Below are 16,646 nucleotides of genomic sequence, written 5' to 3'. Positions count from 1 at the left end.
ATTAAACCTTTTTGAGTAGTAATAGTCATAATAGTGAAGAACAAAAAAAGATGATTATTATGAAGACACTATTGAAAACACTGATATTAGGTATTTTGTTATCTACAGTAACTACATCTTGTGCAACTACAGTAAGAGTGCGTCCGGTAAATAGCGTGGTAGTGACCAAAGTACATAATCCTAGAATGGTAGTTCATAAAAATATAAAATACTATAGAAGCGGTGGCGTTTGGTATATCAAAAAGAATAGAAGGTACGTAACTGTTGCAGCTCCGATTGGTGTTCGCGTCAATGTGTTACCTACTGGTTATAGAGTCGTCAAAGTAAATGGAGTAAGATATTACAGATATAAAGGAGTATACTACAAAAAATCCGGTAGGAATTATGTAGTGGTAAGTGTATAGTGAGTTTAGATTGAGTTGGTTAGTTTAGTTAAGAAAAATTCCTTGAAGTTTTATGAAGTAAAATCTCGAGGAATTTTCATTAAAAATGGCTATTACCAGGCTTCCTCAATTTTTAAACGTTTTCCGTTTTGGTAAGAAGCAATAAAAGCACCTCTAAATCCTAAACGGACTAATTCTCTGCGGAATTTTTTGGCTTCGGCCAACGTCGCAAAATTACCAAGGGCATATTTATTAAAGCTTCCGGCTTTGATCTCTTTAAAATTCACAAACTTATCTGAATAAAGGGATAAGTCTTTTTGTTCAAACGCTCCAATCTGAACAGCATAGACCAGTTGATCTTGTAAAGAAGCTTTTTCTTGCAATTCATCTGCATCATTTCCGGCAGCATTGATCTCCTGATCCATAGAGAGATTCTTGATCGTTTCTTCAAGTTCAGCAATTTTGTTCTTAAGCATTGAAGATTCCTTGTTAGCCTCACTTTTCGCAATCATACTATCAGAAGTGCCAAAATTCATAAAATAAACCGTTCCGGCAATTCCTAAAAGAGCTATAATTCCTAAGATAATCGTGGCAATTTTAAACTTTTTTGTGTTTTCCTGTTCATCTCGCAGAGCTTTGGTATGTGCAAAGTTGGTAACACGTTTCGCTTCTTTGGCTTCGTCTATCTGAACCTGGAAATCCAATAGTTCATCATCACTGATATAAGGCATGATTTGTGGTTTTAATCTGTTCAAATATAGGAGATTATTGTTTTACCCAAAAATTAAATTACTGATAAACCGTAATCTTATCATAATATGAGTATGTTTTTGATGTTTTTCCCCGATAGAAATTGCGATAAGATCAAAACGGACAAAAGAAAATCATAAGTTGAGGTGTCATCTTTTTAGGTTTGATTTCGTTTATTTTGAAAACAAAATGCAAAATGTAGGATTTTTTCTCTATAAAAATTATAAATACATAATTAATGGGCAGATAGCGATATTTAATAACAGGATATCGAATACTTTCAAAAAATGGAAATATTATAAACACTACTGCGTTATCCTTTTTTTCTAGTACTCTATTTGAAAGATCTTCCACCCTAAATCAAAATAGAATACTACTGGTTTGACCATACAAAAAACTTAACCAACGTGAACATAAGGATATGCCTTAGGGTGTTTTTACTGTTTTTTCTTGTATCGAGTACAGAATTGTCGCTTTGTCAATGGGGTTTGAAAGTACAAAAAAGTGTACCTGAAACTTTCTTAGGATACATATCATTTGATGATGACCAACCTCTTAATCTATTCAGAAAAAATGTATTCGCTAATGTTCGACTATCCAGCTTAAATAATTCTTTTATAAAATCCAACTTCATAAAAACTAACCACTATGATACGTAAACTGTTTGTCAATTGCGTAGCGCTTTTTTTGTTTGTCTTTAGTTATGGACAAACTGTTACTTTTCTTACCGATGATGGTTTAGCAGCCAAAACGGTCTGTGAGAAAACCGAAATTCAATTAAATTTAGAAATTGATCCGCCCAGACCATCCGGAGGAGGTAGTACTTATAATGTACAATGGGAAAAAACAACGAATCCTACCTTTATAAGAAATTGTCCATTTCCAAGTACGGATAATTCTTGTTCATTTTACAGGGATGTTCCTCTGGTTACCACAACCTACACGGTTACCGTGAACGGTGGATCTAATGGCCCGGTTTCGGCAAGCGTTGTTATCACTGTAGAAAATCTCTCTAACCCAGGTCTTAACACCACTATGTTTTTATGTGGCAGAACCGGGATTATCGATTTGTTTGACGAATTAGATGGTGGCCCGGATCCCGGAGGTACCTGGAGCAATGGTACAGGTACTTATGATACGTCAGATCCTAATGGAGGTGCTTTTACATATACCATAGACAATGGTGGAGAATGCCCGGCGGTTAGTGCAGTAATTACAGTAAAACCCTGTGGAGATAACGATACAGATAAGGATGGAGTTCCTGATGTAACGGATAATGATGATGATAATGATGGTATTCCTGATACTATCGAAGACGGATTTTGTACCGCTGTAACAACCACCCCTATATTTGTTTTAGAAGAAGATTTTGGTTTTGGCGGGCCTACAAGAAGCAGATATTCAGAGGGTTTAGGCTTGACGTATAATCCACTTTTACCTGATGATCGCTTCAACTCCGGAGAATATAACGTGGCAACCTCCACATATTTCAGAACTGCCGGAGGATTTGATGCCACATTTCTTTCAACCAACATTATTGGCGAAGTAGATGCAAATGGTGATGTAGACGGACGTTATTTAGCTATCAATATGAAATCAGCTGATTTTGAAGATAAACCAGTCTTTGTGGCAGAAAACCTGCCGGTAACGCCAGGAATAGAATATGATTTTAGTATGTCTATAGCAAGTTTGAATGACAATAGAAATGAGGTACCTGCAAACTTAACCATAGAGGTGATTGATCAAGCTACCAATATGCAACTTACGTTTGCAGATTCTGGTGATATTGAGAATGGAACCGATGAGTGGATTTTGGTAGAACGTTCTTTTATACCGGGCCCGACTACAAATGTGGTGTCGATTAGGGTGATTAACAGGCAAGGTCAGGTTGGTGATGGAAACGATATTGGAATAGATAATATTTTTCTTTCTACCAATGCTTGTGATTTTGATCGTGACGGCATCCCTAATTCTCAGGATTTAGATGCAGATAATGATGGGATCTATGATATTGTCGAGTCGGGAAATTCAGCCTTTGATGGGAATGGTGACGGTCGTTTTGACGGGGCCATCAATACCGATGGAACATCCACTACTGTAGTCCATAATGTTATCAATTCTGATGGAGATCCTAACCAGGATTTTCTAGATATCGATTCAGATGGTGATGGTATTATTGATCATATAGAAGCGCAATCTACGGCTGGTTATATTCGTCCGAGTGGTATTGACGGAGACTTTAATGGAGTTGATGATAGCTACGATACAAATGGTACTGCAATTGTCCCGGTAAATAGTAATACTGACCCTGCTAATAATATTCTTCCGGATTACAGAGACCTGAACTCCGATCCTGTATCTGGTGATTGCCTGGAAGATACAGTAGAGGCTTATGATGTAGATCAAGATGGAATTCCGGACACGTTAGCCGGTGGTTCTGATAGTGATGGAGATGGATTGGATGATGCTTTTGATACGGTCGTATTGGATCGATTAACCGGAAATACGAACGCTAATAATGGAGGAACACTCCCAACAGATTTTCCTAACAATCATAATCCCCTTACAGAAGAAAGAGATTGGAGAGAAGAAATTGGGGATGTTGATGTCGGAAGTTTAACGATTACAGTATGCGATCCTGTAGACTTATTTGATGAATTACCAACGGGAACATTAACAACCGGGATTTGGACCGTGCCGGCAACAGGTACTACACTAACCGGAGGGCATTTAGGAACACTAGATCCTTCAATCAGCGGAATTTTGGATGGAGTATATACATACACACTTCCTGCCTTGGCAGCAAGTTGTCCACCAATACGGTTTCTAATAGATGTCACCATTAATGATACTTGTCAATGCCCTGATATTGATGAGCCAGTGGTTCCGACAACGCCTATATTAAGTTGTATTGATGCAAATCCTTTGCCATCTGTAACAGTGACACTTGCTCTCGGTTTAGAAGGACGTTGGTACCTTGCTGATGGAATAACACCAATCGCGAGAGCGCAGAATACAGATACATTTACACCTCTAAGATCAGAATTGGTATTAGGTGATAATATATTTAAAGTAGAAGCATACGAACCAACTGGAATGTGTGCTAGTGATATGGTAGATGTAATTATTACGGTGACGGCTGCACCCGAAGCTGGAGAACCTAATGATACACCACCGGTACCGGTATCACTTTGTGAAGGTGATACTACGAGTATTGATCTGTTCAATGAACTAACCGGAGAAGATACTGGAGGTGTTTGGACAGATGCTGCTGGTACTGTTATTCCGAATGGTACGATTACAGCGAGTGCAAATACTGCTGGGGATTATACGTATACCGTTAGCAGTAATGGATGTGAGGATACGGCAATGATTTCTGTACAGATAAACACTGTTCCCACATTAACCTTCGGCACTACAACCTGTGACACTGATCGAGCTACATACAATGTGTCTTTTACAACCAACGGAACCTGGGAAATATCAGTTGATCCTTCCAATAATGTAACTATCGATGTTGACAATTCGATAATTAGTGGAATACCCGCAGGAGTTGACATAACAATTTTGGCTATGAATCCCGCAAATGATAGTTGTGAAGGCACTTTGTTGGTTACCGCACCCGATTGTAATTGTCCTTTTGTTGCAGAACCAACGAATCCGAGTAATGAAAGTATATGTGTAGGTTCGACATCACCAGTATTGTCTGTAGATGTATTACCTGGCCAAACAGCTAATTGGTATGATGCAAATGGAAATACATTGATCAATAATAGTACTACATATACACCTGTAGATACCGCAGTAGGCAATTACATTTATAATGTAGAAGCCCTAGATACGACAGAAAATTGTGTAAGTGATCAAATTGAAGTTACTTTTCGAATTTTAGATATTCCGGTGATTGATCCTGTAGATCCCGTATCTGCGTGTGAATCCTATGAATTACCAAACCTTGAAGCAGGTAACTATTTTACGCAAATGAACGGAGCTGGCACCCAGCTTTCTGCTGGAGAAGTTATCAATACAAGCCAGGTTATTTATATCTACGCAGAAACAGGTACGACTCCTAATTGTTTTGATGAAAAAGAGTTAGAGATAACAATTAATCCACTACCCAACCCTGTGGCGCCTGTAAACTCTGGAGATCGTTTTTGTGATGGTTATACGTTGCCAGCTGTGCAAAATGGACAAGGCTATTTTACGGAACCAGAAGGAGGTGGAGCTCAATTAAATGCTGGTGATGTAATTCAAACGAGTCAAACCTTATTCTTACGTGAAGTTGACAATAATGGCTGCGCAAACGAAACTCCGTTTTTTGTAGAGATTTCAAATATTGAGGATATAGAGATCGAAGCCGGGATCATATGTGCCGGACCTATTACTAACACCTCATTTTTGATTGACACCGAGCTAAGTGATATAGATTTTTCTTTTGAATGGAGATTTGAAGGTGCAGTCATTCCAGGTGCTACCCAATCTTCTTATGAAGCAACACAGCCCGGAACATATACAGTAATTTTTACGGATGTGATAGCTACTTGTTCGGGTAGTTCAGAGGTTGTAATTACAGGTATAAACGATCCGATAAATTTAGATCTGCAGCTAACAGCTGGATCTTTTGCAGAAAGCAATGATATTGTTGCGACCGTGACCGGAGATGGCACCTATGAGTATATACTTGATAACGGTGGTCTACAGGATAGTAACATCTTTACCAATGTTGCTCCGGGATTACATGAGGTTACAGCTGTCGATGTCAACGGATGCGGTTCGATTACCGCTTCAATATTTGTTGTTGGGTTCCCTACGTTTTTTACTCCAAATAATGACGGCATCAATGATCAATGGGGAGTTATAGGAGATGCAGATACTCCTGATATGGATATCTATATTTTTGATCGATACGGAAAATTATTGCAACAGCTGAACAAAGAAAACAAATGGGATGGAACCTATGGAGGGAAACCATTGCCGGCTAGCGATTATTGGTTTGTTGCAGAGTTTAAAGATGGATCAGCTACCTACAGGAGGCACTTTACACTAAAACGATAATGGAAACATTATTTCTTTATTTCAAAACAAAAAAGATGAAGTTTACAAAAATATACCTGACAATAGTGATGTTATTGTCTATAGGAATTGGTACTGCTCAAGAGGGGTTGTCTATATATTCGGATTATCTCACTGATAATTATTACTTATTACATCCGTCTATGGCAGGAGCCGCGAATTGTTCACAAGTGAGGTTAACAGGACGCAGAAATTGGATTGGAGAAGAAAATAGTCCCGGGTTATATACCGCTGCATATAATGGTAGAATCGGAAACTCTCAATCGGGTATCGGAGCGATCCTTTACAATGATAAAAATGGTTTTTCTTCTCAAACGGGAGGTTATTTTACATATGCCCATCATTTAATGTTCTCTAGTAGTGAAGCAGATCTCAATCAACTATCGTTAGGTTTAAGTGCGGGGATTATTCAGTATAGATTAGATCAAACCAGATTTGACCCTAATGATCCTTTGGTGGGTCCTGGATCCATTAGTGAAGCAGAGTTTAATATGGATATTGGGTTTTCCTATAATCTGTATAACTTTTATACTCATGTGACCGTAAAAAATCTCTTGAAAAATTCAGGAATTAATAATGATCTCCAAATAGTCAATAACTTAAGAAATTATCTGGTGTCTGTTGGATATGTTTTTGATCGCCCGGGAAAAACCGTTTCTTACGAACCATCTATTTTATTTTCTCATAGAGAAGGAGTAGAGCAATCCAGTATTGATTTTAACCTGAAAGTGTATAGTGATCTAAGTTTTGGGAAACTATGGGGAGGATTATCATACAGAAGAAGTTTTGACTCAATAGATTTTGTAGAAGGTTCTGAAATAAAAAGCCAGAGCCTGAATTATGTTACTCCGTTTGTAGGAGTCAACTTTGGAAAATATATGTTTTCTTATACCTATTCTTATCAATCAAATCCGGTAACGTTTAATAATGGTGGTTTTCATCAAATCACATTAGGAATTGATTTTTCATGTCGAGCAAAAAAATATGCCTGCTACTGCCCTTGGGTAGAATAATCTTGTTTATTGAAATTAGCCAAAAAAACGCAACCTGTTCGGGTTGCGTTTTTTATCATTAGTATAGAATAGAAAACTATTCTACAACACAATTGGTTAGATCTTTACAGAATTGAAGTAAATCTTCCTGATTGTTTTTATATTCCTTGTTTGCCACTTTTTCCTGAATTGCAGAACATCCTTCTGCTAATTTGGTCAAATTCTTTTTAAAGCCAAATACATATCCGGTAGACATCGTAGAATTACCTTTTTCATTACCAGTAGGAAGTATTACCAGTTCTTTATTGTTAAAAAGGTATAGGTTGATTTTTTCAGACTCAAACAAAACTTTACACAGCTTATCTGTAGCACCGCCCAATAGCATTTGACCTGCATCAACCTCTCCGTTTTTGATAGAAGACTCTTTGAATCTGATATTTCTAAAACGATCTCCATCTACAAACACAAGCTCTTTACAATTTTTTGCTTTTCTTACTCTGGTACCAAAAGGTTTGCCATTTTGGTCGTATTCTACAGTTTTTAAGCTGTACGCGATATTATTCATATCCGAAGTTTTAATGTCCACAAGGGTGGTATCATTTTCTTTGGTAATTAAATATGCTTTATTAACTTCAATTTCAGCAACTTCATTTTCCTGGCTGTCTTCTTGCTGATTGCTTAGATCTTCTGTAACTACTTCAAAATGGCGTGTCTTAGTTTTATTAGCTTCAAATTCTTTTAATAAATCATCAGCAATTTCATTAAGATACTTTCCGTCAGACTTATCATAATCATTATCAATTAATTTCTGGGCATACTCTTTAGTTTTTTCAGGCATATCCAGATAGTAGTAGATTTTTGCAATATTGTAATAACTGGCGTATCTTACTTTTCGAATTTTTCTTTTATCACCTTGATAGTTCGGAATTACACTATTAAAGTAATCAATCACAGGTTGAACTTCTATTTTTAAAGAGTCAATGGGTTTATCGTGCTCCATTTTCTCAAAAGCGGTTTTCAATGTTTGATATGCTTCCTGATGTTTTGTGAATTCAGGATGTTTTTTTGAAGCCATTATCCAGAAAAATTCTCTTTCGTGAGATTCGATATCATATCCATAAGTTTTAATAAGATGGCGTTTTGCTGAATTTTTGAACTGACTTCTATGTTCACTTTTGTATTTATCCCTTAAGCTATAACGGTTATTATTATAGTATTCCTGCGCACCTTTGTAAGAATTAAATGATTTACTGGTATAGTTGTAACTTTCAGAATAATTTTTATCATACGTTTCTCCTGTGATCGCATTGCTTACTGTTAAGGTAGCAGATGATGAGTAGTCTACATTAGCGGTGTATGTATAACTTACAGAAAGTACTTTTCCTTCTTTATCCTTTCTCTCGTGTTTTTCTTTTTTAATATCTACGGTTCCAATTTTAGTACCGTTAAATTGGTAATTAATGTCCAATGTTCCACCTGTTTTTACTTTAGAAAACCCAGGGATTTTGATAGCATTGGTGTTAGTAGAATAGGTTCTTTTGCTATCATCCACGATAGGTTTTGAAGGTAAATTAACGTAGGATGTCTTGAAGTTTTCTCGATCTAAATTTGCTCTTTGTGCAATGGATACGGTGCATAGCAAAAATGCTACGCAAAAAAGTAGTATTCGTTTCATTAATAAGGGGCTTTTTTTAACGCCGCGAAAATAGTTAAAATAACGTTAATAAAAATCAAAGATTAGAAACTTTAACAGTTGTTTAATAAAAAAAAGTGTCCAAATTAGTATGAACACGTTTTCTTATTTTAAAAAAGTTATATGTTTTATTCAGCAACCTCCACAATCAGACTATCATCTGTTTTGGTAACTTTGGTAAGTCCTAGTTTCGAAAGACCTTTCATTCCTTTATCCCAGGCTTTGTTACTTAATCCTGAAGCAGCTTTTAGATCTGTTAAAGTCATACTTTGTTCCTTTTTGATAATCTCAAAAATCGCTTTTTCGTTCTCATTTAAAGACTCTATAACATTCGCCTGTGCGGCTCGCACTTCAGGTCTCATCTGTGGAAAGAACAATACCTCTTGTATCGATTGATTATTCGTTAAATACATAATCAATCGGTCCATACCAATTCCCATTCCGGATGTTGGTGGCATACCATATTCTAAAGCTCTGATAAAATCGTTATCGATAAACATGGCTTCATCATCACCTTTTTCACTTAGTTTTAGCTGTGCTTCAAAACGTTCTCGCTGATCGATAGGATCGTTCAACTCAGAATATGCATTGGCAATTTCTTTTCCACAAACCATCAATTCAAAACGTTCTGTTAGTTCCGGGTTATCTCTGTGTTCCTTACATAAAGGACTCATTTCTTTTGGATAATCTGTGATAAATGTTGGTTGGATGTAGTTTCCTTCGCATTTTTCTCCAAAAATCTCATCGATCAATTTTCCTTTCCCCATCGTTTCGTCCACTTCGATTCCCATTCCTTTGGCTGCTTCACGAATCTCTTCTTCAGATTTTCCTGTGATATCAAAACCGGTAAAATGTTTAATAGAATCAGTCATTGTTACACGCGCATACGGCGTTTTGAAATTGATAGTGTGTTCTCCAAAAGTAGCTTCAGTAGTACCATTTACTGCAATAGCACAATGTTCTACCAGGTTTTCGGTAAACTCCATCATCCAGTTATAGTCTTTGTAAGCTACATAGATTTCCATAGCCGTAAACTCAGGATTGTGAGTTCTATCCATTCCTTCATTTCTGAAGTTTTTAGAAAATTCATACACTCCTTCAAAACCACCTACGATTAATCGTTTTAGATATAACTCGTTTGCGATACGCATATATAAAGGAATGTCTAAAGAATTGTGGTGTGTAACAAAAGGACGTGCCGCAGCACCACCCGGAATTGGTTGAAGTATTGGCGTTTCTACTTCAAAATACCCTTTGCTATTAAAGAACTCACGCATCGCATTAAAAAGCTTTGTTCTTTTAACGAATACATCTTTCACATGCGGATTTACTACCAGGTCCACATAACGCTGGCGGTATCGTAACTCGGGATCCGTAAATGCATCGTGTACTTTACCATCTGCATCAGTTCTGGGTTGAGGTAACGGTTTTAAGGTTTTGCTTAATAAGGTAAAATCCTTAACCATGACTGTTTTTTCACCAACCTGCGTTGTAAAAAGTTCTCCTTTTACACCAATAAAATCACCAATGTCGAGTAGTTTTTTATAAATCTCGTTGTATTTGGTTTTATCTTCACCGGTACAGATCTCATCTCTATTAAAATATACTTGTATACGGCCATTAGAGTCTTGTAACTCTGCAAAAGAAGCTTTCCCTTGTATACGTCTGGACATTAATCTCCCCGCGATCACTACTTTTTTTCCTTCTTCAAATTGCTGTTTGATGTCTTTAGAAGTATGATCAACCGGAAATAAAGCTGCCGGATAGGGATTAATACCTAAGTCGCGTAGCGTTTGTAGTTTTTCTCTTCTTACAAGTTCTTGTTCTGATAATTGCATAATGCTGCCGTTTTAAGCGTGCAAAGATACAAAGTATGATATAATCTTTCAATTGATTTTTAAGGATAGTCAGGACAAGAGCATTTAAGAATTTCCAAACACCCAATAAAAATTGATTTTCTATGAATTAGAGCGTCCGGGCGAGCTATCCAATACAATTCCTCGCACCTCTCCGCCGCGGCGGATCGTGCTGCGGGATTTCCATTCCTATCCCTGACGCATATCCAATGTATCATCAGCTAAGAATATAGGACTTCGAGAGCACTTCGACCCTTATCCACCTGCGGCGGAAGCTTAATGTCACACCTCAGTCCTCGCATGGTATGAAAGTATAACTATTATACATTTCCGAAGGGTGAGGTGTCACATTGAGCCTGCCTTGTCGGCAGACAGGCGTAGTCGAAGTGCTCTCGAACCCTGAGCTGTCTTGCTGAGCGGCGTAGAAATGGGAGTCGAAGGGTACGATACCCCAAAAAGATGTACTTTCAACATCTGTTAAAATTGCTTCAAAATCTAAATTTCCTTCATTTTTAACACTTTATTTTATTAAGGATCAGTACATTGTGTATTGTAACACAAATCAGAGTACAATCAACGCTATGGGGATAGCATCATCGTAATCTTTATAAAACATAGATTTTTTCGTTTGTAAAAACACTATAAACGACAGTGTATAACCGTACACACTATTTTCATAAAGAAAAACCAGATGAGTTGTATTTGATCAACAAAAAAGTAATCCATGACATTGCAAAAAAACCTTTTGGGGCTGGTTTTTTTCTTTATGCTGAGTGCAACACAAGCTCAGCTAAATCCATTAGCATTGTATAATGAAACATATGATGAATATGCTTTTGTAGAGTCAGCCAACGAGTATGAAAACATAACAACAGATGTAGCGATACCAGCAGCCCTTTCTGAGGACTTAAAAGAAGTAAAAATATATGATTTTCTTGAAGGGCGGTCTGTATCTGTAGGTAAAGCTACAGAAAACTTTATTGTAGAATCTTTACCTTTTAACTCCAATACTTCAGACTATGCACCCAGTTTTTATAAAGGAGAACTGGTTTTCGCATCGTCTCGTAATAGCAAATCATTTACGGTCATCCTTCAGGAAAACACTAATGAACCTTTTCTGGATTTGTATACCACTAATAAGAACATTGCTAATAAAGGAGTTTCAAAACTTAAGGGAGCTATCAATACGAAATTTCATGAATCTTCTGCCACCTTTAGTCCCGACGGAAAAACCGTGTATTTTACCAGAAATAATTATGCTAATCGAAAGTTTAAGAGGAATACAAAAGGATGCGTTTTGTTAAAGATATATAAGGCAGATTATGTGAATGGTAAGTGGAAAAATGTAGCAGAATTACCGTTTAATAGTGACGAATATTCTACAGCGCATCCCGCATTATCACCCGATGGAAAGTTTTTATATTTTGCCAGTGATATGCCGGGAAGTAATGGCAAATCTGATATCTATGTCGTAGCCGTACACGAAGACGGAAGTTACGGTAAGCCCCAAAACCTCGGTAGCCTAATCAATTCTGCTGGTAGAGAAACGTTTCCGTTTGTGAGCGATAAAGGCACCTTGTTTTTTACCAGTGACGGTCACCTGGGTTTTGGAGGGCTAGACATTTTTATGGTATTGCCCGATGATCATACCGGGTGGGAAGTTTATAATATGGGAGTGCCTATCAATAGTCCTGAAGATGATTTTACCTTTATCATCAATGAAGAATATCATATGGGATATTTTGCAAGTAACCGATCCGGCGGTAAAGGCGGAGATGATATTTATGGGTTTAAACAATTAACTGCACTACAAGAATATCGCAATCACATGCCAGAGATCAAACGAAAAATCAAAAGACATTTAGATATAAAACCAGCAACAGAAGAGGTTACTTCTTTCTAGAATTTTGGATCATTTGATTGTTAGAAAATTTGGCAGAATAACAATATTTATTTTGCTACATTTACCTACGAATCCAAATGATTTTTATTTTCTGAAATGTATCTGACCTGTCAGTCTGAGCCTGTCGAAGACATTTTGAAAATCAAAAAGTTGAAAACTTCGACAAGCTTCTTTTGACAAAAGATTAGAAGAAAATAATAGTTTGGATGCTAACAGATTTATAGTCATAATGATTTCTTCAATTCTTCAATCTTACTCTCGATTTTTTCATTTTTCTTATATTTCAAAGAACTTTCGTAGTAAGCAATTGCATCAGTCAGGTTGTTGATAATAAACAATTTGTTGGCTAAACTTATATACGTATCCGCTTCTTCTGGAAATAGTAATGTATTCAACTTCAAAATCTCTATTGCCTCTTTTTCTTTACCTGCAAAAAATAAAACATTGGCATAGGTATTCAGTTCGTAGAAGCTTTCGGTAATTGTACTTAATTTTTCAATTAGCGATTCAGAATTGTTAACGAGATTATCTACACCTTCAGTTTCGATGATATGGTTGATGTGAGTGACAGATATGTAGTTTGGAACGTAATTTCCTGATATGATGTCATGAATATCTTCTTCAATAGATCTTTTAGGGGATTCTACGATACGGTTCACTTCTTTTCCGTTCTTATATAGAATAAAGGTAGGCACTCTATGAATGTTTAAACCTTCTTCTTCACCTCCGGGGCTTTGTTTATAATGTTCTCGATCTGCTGCTACCGCAATGATCGTTAATCGATTCATCGGAAACTCGCACGCATTCAATACTTTATAAAATTTAGGAACTTCTCGTTTACTATCACCACACCAGGTACCCATAAATACTTTGATCGTATATGCCAGTAGGTCAGTTTTTATAGTATTGATTGCGTCTTGCTTAGGTATGTAAGCCTCGTAATTAGCAGAAAACCAAGCGTCATAAGGAGCAGTATTTAGTTTTTCGAAATTGATTTTTCCGTAAAGTTGAGGTTTTCCTTGCTCATTGATAATTTCCTGATTAAAGGATTGTGCAACCAGACTAGAAGAAATCGCTAAAAAGATAACAAAGTATAGTATTGTTTTCATAAGAATAAGATTAAAATTTATACGAGAATATATATAGAGAATGATTATTTCAACCTAAGTATTATCATCAATTAGAATAAGAATGATCTAATACTTAGGCTGATAAATAGTGAGATTTATTTACACTTATTTACTAAATGGAATACCACTTGAAGCATTTTTAGTCTTGGGTGTGACCATAGCTTTTACTTTTAGGATTTCTTTTCCCGAAGCTGTATTGGCTGTGATAGTAACTTGTTTGTTTTGTAAGTTTGGTTTACCATTGGTATTAAAAGTAACCAGCATTTCCTTAGTCGCACCAGGAGCAATAGGTTCTTTGGGCCAGTTAGAAACCGTGCAACCACAACTTCCTTTGGCATTGACAATTACTAAAGGAGCATTTCCTGTGTTGGTAAAGGAAAATGAATGTTCTAGTATATCACCTTCTGCTACTGTTCCAAAATCAAATTCGGTGTATGTAAAAGTCATCACAGGAAGCTGGTTTTTATTAGTCAAATTTTGATCACTTTGCACAGCAATGGTTTGCGAAGAATTGTTATCGTTTTTTGTTCGATGGCTACAAGAGACCATAAGTCCAGAGGCGATCATCAATAATAGTAAAAGAGTGTTCTTTGCTTTCATGTCTTTTTAATATTTTAATTCATAATATTTTAGAATTCTGATTCTGGATCAAAACTCTGGACATGTGAATAAAAATGCAATAAAAGTGAGGTGGAAATAGGGACTAGACCCCCGATGGAAATTTAAAATCAGTAAGAAAATTAAGTAAGCATTATCGGTTCTTATAAAGCGTTTTTACCTCTTCGCGACTTTCGACATCTATTTTTTTGTATAAGTTATTAATGTGTGTTTTTATGGTGCTAACACTTAAAAACAACATAGACGCGATTTCTTTATTAGTTTTATCCTTTAAAATGAGATCCAATATTCTTTTCTCCTGCTGGGTGAGTCTTCTCTCTGTAAGCTTGTAGGAGTTTTGATGTTTTTTTAATTTCTGAAATTGAACTAGGTTAAAAATCCCAGATATAATGAGCAGGAGAATCAGTATCCATATCCAATACGATGAAGGTTGATTTTTAGTTATGGATACCGAGAATTTATCTGCAGACAATTCGGTTTTATATTGTCTGGTGTAAGAACTTTCGGGATATTTGTTTTCTAAACGTTCTAATAATTCATCGTAATATGTGTTTTGTTTCAGATCTTCCAGATAATAGGTATATAAATTATTTGACTTGTCAGATAAAAAAGAATAAACATATAACTCTATTAATGGTTCATTTTGGTTTTTACCATATTGCTGTAAAGTGTTAAACCATTTTTTGGAATTTACTTTTCTGTTCGCTTCACTGCGATAAGAATTAAATGCATAACGCATATTTTCTATAATCGAATCCACTTTTAAAAAAGCATTGCTACGTTCGTTGGTAGATATAACTTCGCAAAATACTTCTTGTTCTAAGGTAAACGGTAAGGAAATAGTATCATCATTCTTAGCAATAAAAAGAATTTCTTTACTATTCAGGCAGATGCCATTAAAATGCACAGATTCTTGATCAGTTTCAGTACAATTTTCAGTATGAATTCGATAAATACTATTTTCCAAGGGTAAATTGTTGTCTGTAAAAACAAAATAACCTGTGCTGTCCGGAGTTACTTTTTGTATAATCTGTTCGGGATAAATACCAGACATCTTTCGATAATCTTCGATCAGCGATAAGTAAACATTACTATCCTGATTGTTGTTGTCAACAAAACCCGAAAATTGATACTGACTCCAAATGGTTGTCGAACAGATCAAAAAAGCGATACAAAGAATAGTTTTTATGCAGTTCATGTTAATGTCAGGCTTTTTTTAGAAACCATCCCAATATAAAAATAATTTTAAGATAGGGCTGTAACATAATAGGAGATAAGACTACCTATAATTGTATTATTTAATTTATTTTTGTTTATGAGTATTTGGAGAGTTTTATTATCGATTTTTTTTCCGCCACTGGCAGTTTTAGACAAAGGATGCGGATCAATCATAATTGTACTTTTATTAACCTTATGTGGATGGGTTCCTGGTGTGATAGCAGCGCTGGTAATTATTAATAATCCCAATAAATAATTTTTTATGAAACGATTTTCCCTGTTTGTACAGGCTTTTTTGATGGCAATGTTGTTAGTAGGATGTCAATTTTCTGAGGATTTATATATTAATGAAGATGGAAGTGGAAAAATATCTTTCAATTTTGATGGTTCTGAAATTATGCAAATAGCCGGAGATAAGGTTACAGAAGAGAAAGAAGAGGTCATTGATTCTACCCTGGTTTTTAAGGATTTTTTAGAAGAGAAAAGAGATAGTATTGCCCAATTGCCTGTAGAAGAACAGGAAAAACTTAGAAAACTAGAAAATTTCAAAATGCATATGCTGATGAATCCTGAATCCAAAGAGATGAAATTTGATCTGTATTCAGAATTTAAAAGTGTAGAAGAATTGGGCGATGTATTTAATAATTTCAAAACTGCTTCTTCGATAGGAAATAATAATAAAGGCAGTGAATTGGATAGCCCAGTAGGAGATCCGTTATCTGCCTCTGAGGGAGAAGATCCTACTAAAGTTATCTATTCTTATAAGAAGAATAAATTTAAGAGGGTAACTCAAATTCTCGACAGAACCAAGTTGAAACAAAGTCTGGATAGTATTGAGCAAATGAAGATGTTTTTGGCAAGTTCTAAGTATAGAATCAATTATCACTTTCCGAAAAAAATAAAAAAGATCTCTTCCGAAAAGGCAATGTTTAGCCAGGACGGAAAGAGCTTTACACTAGAAGTAGGTTTTTTGGAATTTATGGAAAACCCAAAAGTCTTAGATATACAGGTTGAGTTGGAAAACTAGCAT

General features: G+C 35.9%; 12 protein-coding genes. 6 read left to right on the top strand and 6 right to left on the bottom strand.

Annotated features, from left to right (window positions below; translation table 11 throughout):
* Positions 1-59: 59 nt before the first annotated feature.
* Positions 60-404 carry a DUF6515 family protein gene (locus ACE94K_RS00125; RefSeq protein WP_378178159.1) on the top strand — a complete coding sequence of 115 codons (345 nt, stop codon included), beginning with the start codon at positions 60-62 and terminating at the stop codon, positions 402-404.
* A 92-nt stretch (positions 405-496) separates the two neighbouring features.
* Here the strand turns inward: ACE94K_RS00125 and ACE94K_RS00120 are convergent, their stop codons facing one another.
* On the bottom strand, positions 497-1,114 hold the full coding sequence (locus ACE94K_RS00120; protein ID WP_378178156.1) for an SPOR domain-containing protein: 618 nt from the start codon (positions 1,112-1,114) through the stop codon (positions 497-499).
* 667 nt (positions 1,115-1,781) lie between these two features.
* On the opposite strand from ACE94K_RS00120, the gene ACE94K_RS00115 reads away from it, so the two are divergent.
* The gene (locus ACE94K_RS00115) at positions 1,782-6,188 is read left to right on the top strand and encodes a T9SS type B sorting domain-containing protein (RefSeq protein ID WP_378178153.1); all 4,407 of its coding nucleotides are present in this window, start codon (positions 1,782-1,784) and stop codon (positions 6,186-6,188) included.
* Between the two features lie 35 nt (positions 6,189-6,223).
* A complete protein-coding gene (locus tag ACE94K_RS00110) occupies positions 6,224-7,219 on the top strand; it encodes a type IX secretion system membrane protein PorP/SprF (protein ID WP_378178150.1) in 996 nt (331 codons plus the stop codon).
* A gap of 76 nt (positions 7,220-7,295) precedes the next feature.
* On the opposite strand, the gene ACE94K_RS00105 is transcribed toward ACE94K_RS00110, so the two are convergent.
* Together ACE94K_RS00105 and lysS are read right to left on the bottom strand one after the other, a co-directional pair.
* Entirely contained in the window at positions 7,296-8,873 is a 1,578-nt protein-coding gene (locus ACE94K_RS00105; RefSeq protein ID WP_378178147.1) for a hypothetical protein, read from the bottom strand.
* Positions 8,874-9,019: 146 nt separating this feature from the next.
* Positions 9,020-10,729, bottom strand: coding sequence for a lysine--tRNA ligase (gene lysS / locus ACE94K_RS00100; protein WP_378178144.1), 1,710 nt, complete (start codon positions 10,727-10,729; stop codon positions 9,020-9,022).
* Between the two features lie 742 nt (positions 10,730-11,471).
* Here lysS and ACE94K_RS00095 point away from each other — a divergent pair.
* Positions 11,472-12,650 (top strand): TolB family protein, encoded by a 1,179-nt coding sequence (locus ACE94K_RS00095; RefSeq protein ID WP_378178141.1) that lies wholly within the window; start codon positions 11,472-11,474, stop codon positions 12,648-12,650.
* A gap of 224 nt (positions 12,651-12,874) precedes the next feature.
* Here the strand turns inward: ACE94K_RS00095 and ACE94K_RS00090 are convergent, their stop codons facing one another.
* From ACE94K_RS00090 to ACE94K_RS00080, 3 genes are all read right to left on the bottom strand, one after another.
* Positions 12,875-13,759 carry a thioredoxin domain-containing protein gene (locus ACE94K_RS00090; RefSeq protein WP_378178138.1) on the bottom strand — a complete coding sequence of 295 codons (885 nt, stop codon included), beginning with the start codon at positions 13,757-13,759 and terminating at the stop codon, positions 12,875-12,877.
* Positions 13,760-13,885: 126 nt separating this feature from the next.
* Complete coding sequence (locus tag ACE94K_RS00085) at positions 13,886-14,380, bottom strand: DUF1573 domain-containing protein (RefSeq protein ID WP_378178135.1); 495 nt, start codon at positions 14,378-14,380, stop codon at positions 13,886-13,888.
* Between the two features lie 151 nt (positions 14,381-14,531).
* Positions 14,532-15,596 (bottom strand): response regulator transcription factor, encoded by a 1,065-nt coding sequence (locus ACE94K_RS00080; protein ID WP_378178132.1) that lies wholly within the window; start codon positions 15,594-15,596, stop codon positions 14,532-14,534.
* A gap of 117 nt (positions 15,597-15,713) precedes the next feature.
* Between ACE94K_RS00080 and ACE94K_RS00075 the strand changes: the two genes are divergently transcribed.
* Complete coding sequence (locus ACE94K_RS00075) at positions 15,714-15,872, top strand: YqaE/Pmp3 family membrane protein (protein WP_081415682.1); 159 nt, start codon at positions 15,714-15,716, stop codon at positions 15,870-15,872.
* Positions 15,873-15,878: 6 nt separating this feature from the next.
* Entirely contained in the window at positions 15,879-16,643 is a 765-nt protein-coding gene (locus tag ACE94K_RS00070; RefSeq protein WP_378178129.1) for a hypothetical protein, read from the top strand.
* Positions 16,644-16,646: the final 3 nt, after the last annotated feature.

It is taken from the genome of Aquimarina besae (assembly GCF_042434905.1).
Classification (GTDB): domain Bacteria; phylum Bacteroidota; class Bacteroidia; order Flavobacteriales; family Flavobacteriaceae; genus Aquimarina.
The sequence above is the reverse complement of the archived record's forward strand: the minus strand, read 5'-3'. Positions and strand labels throughout refer to the sequence as shown.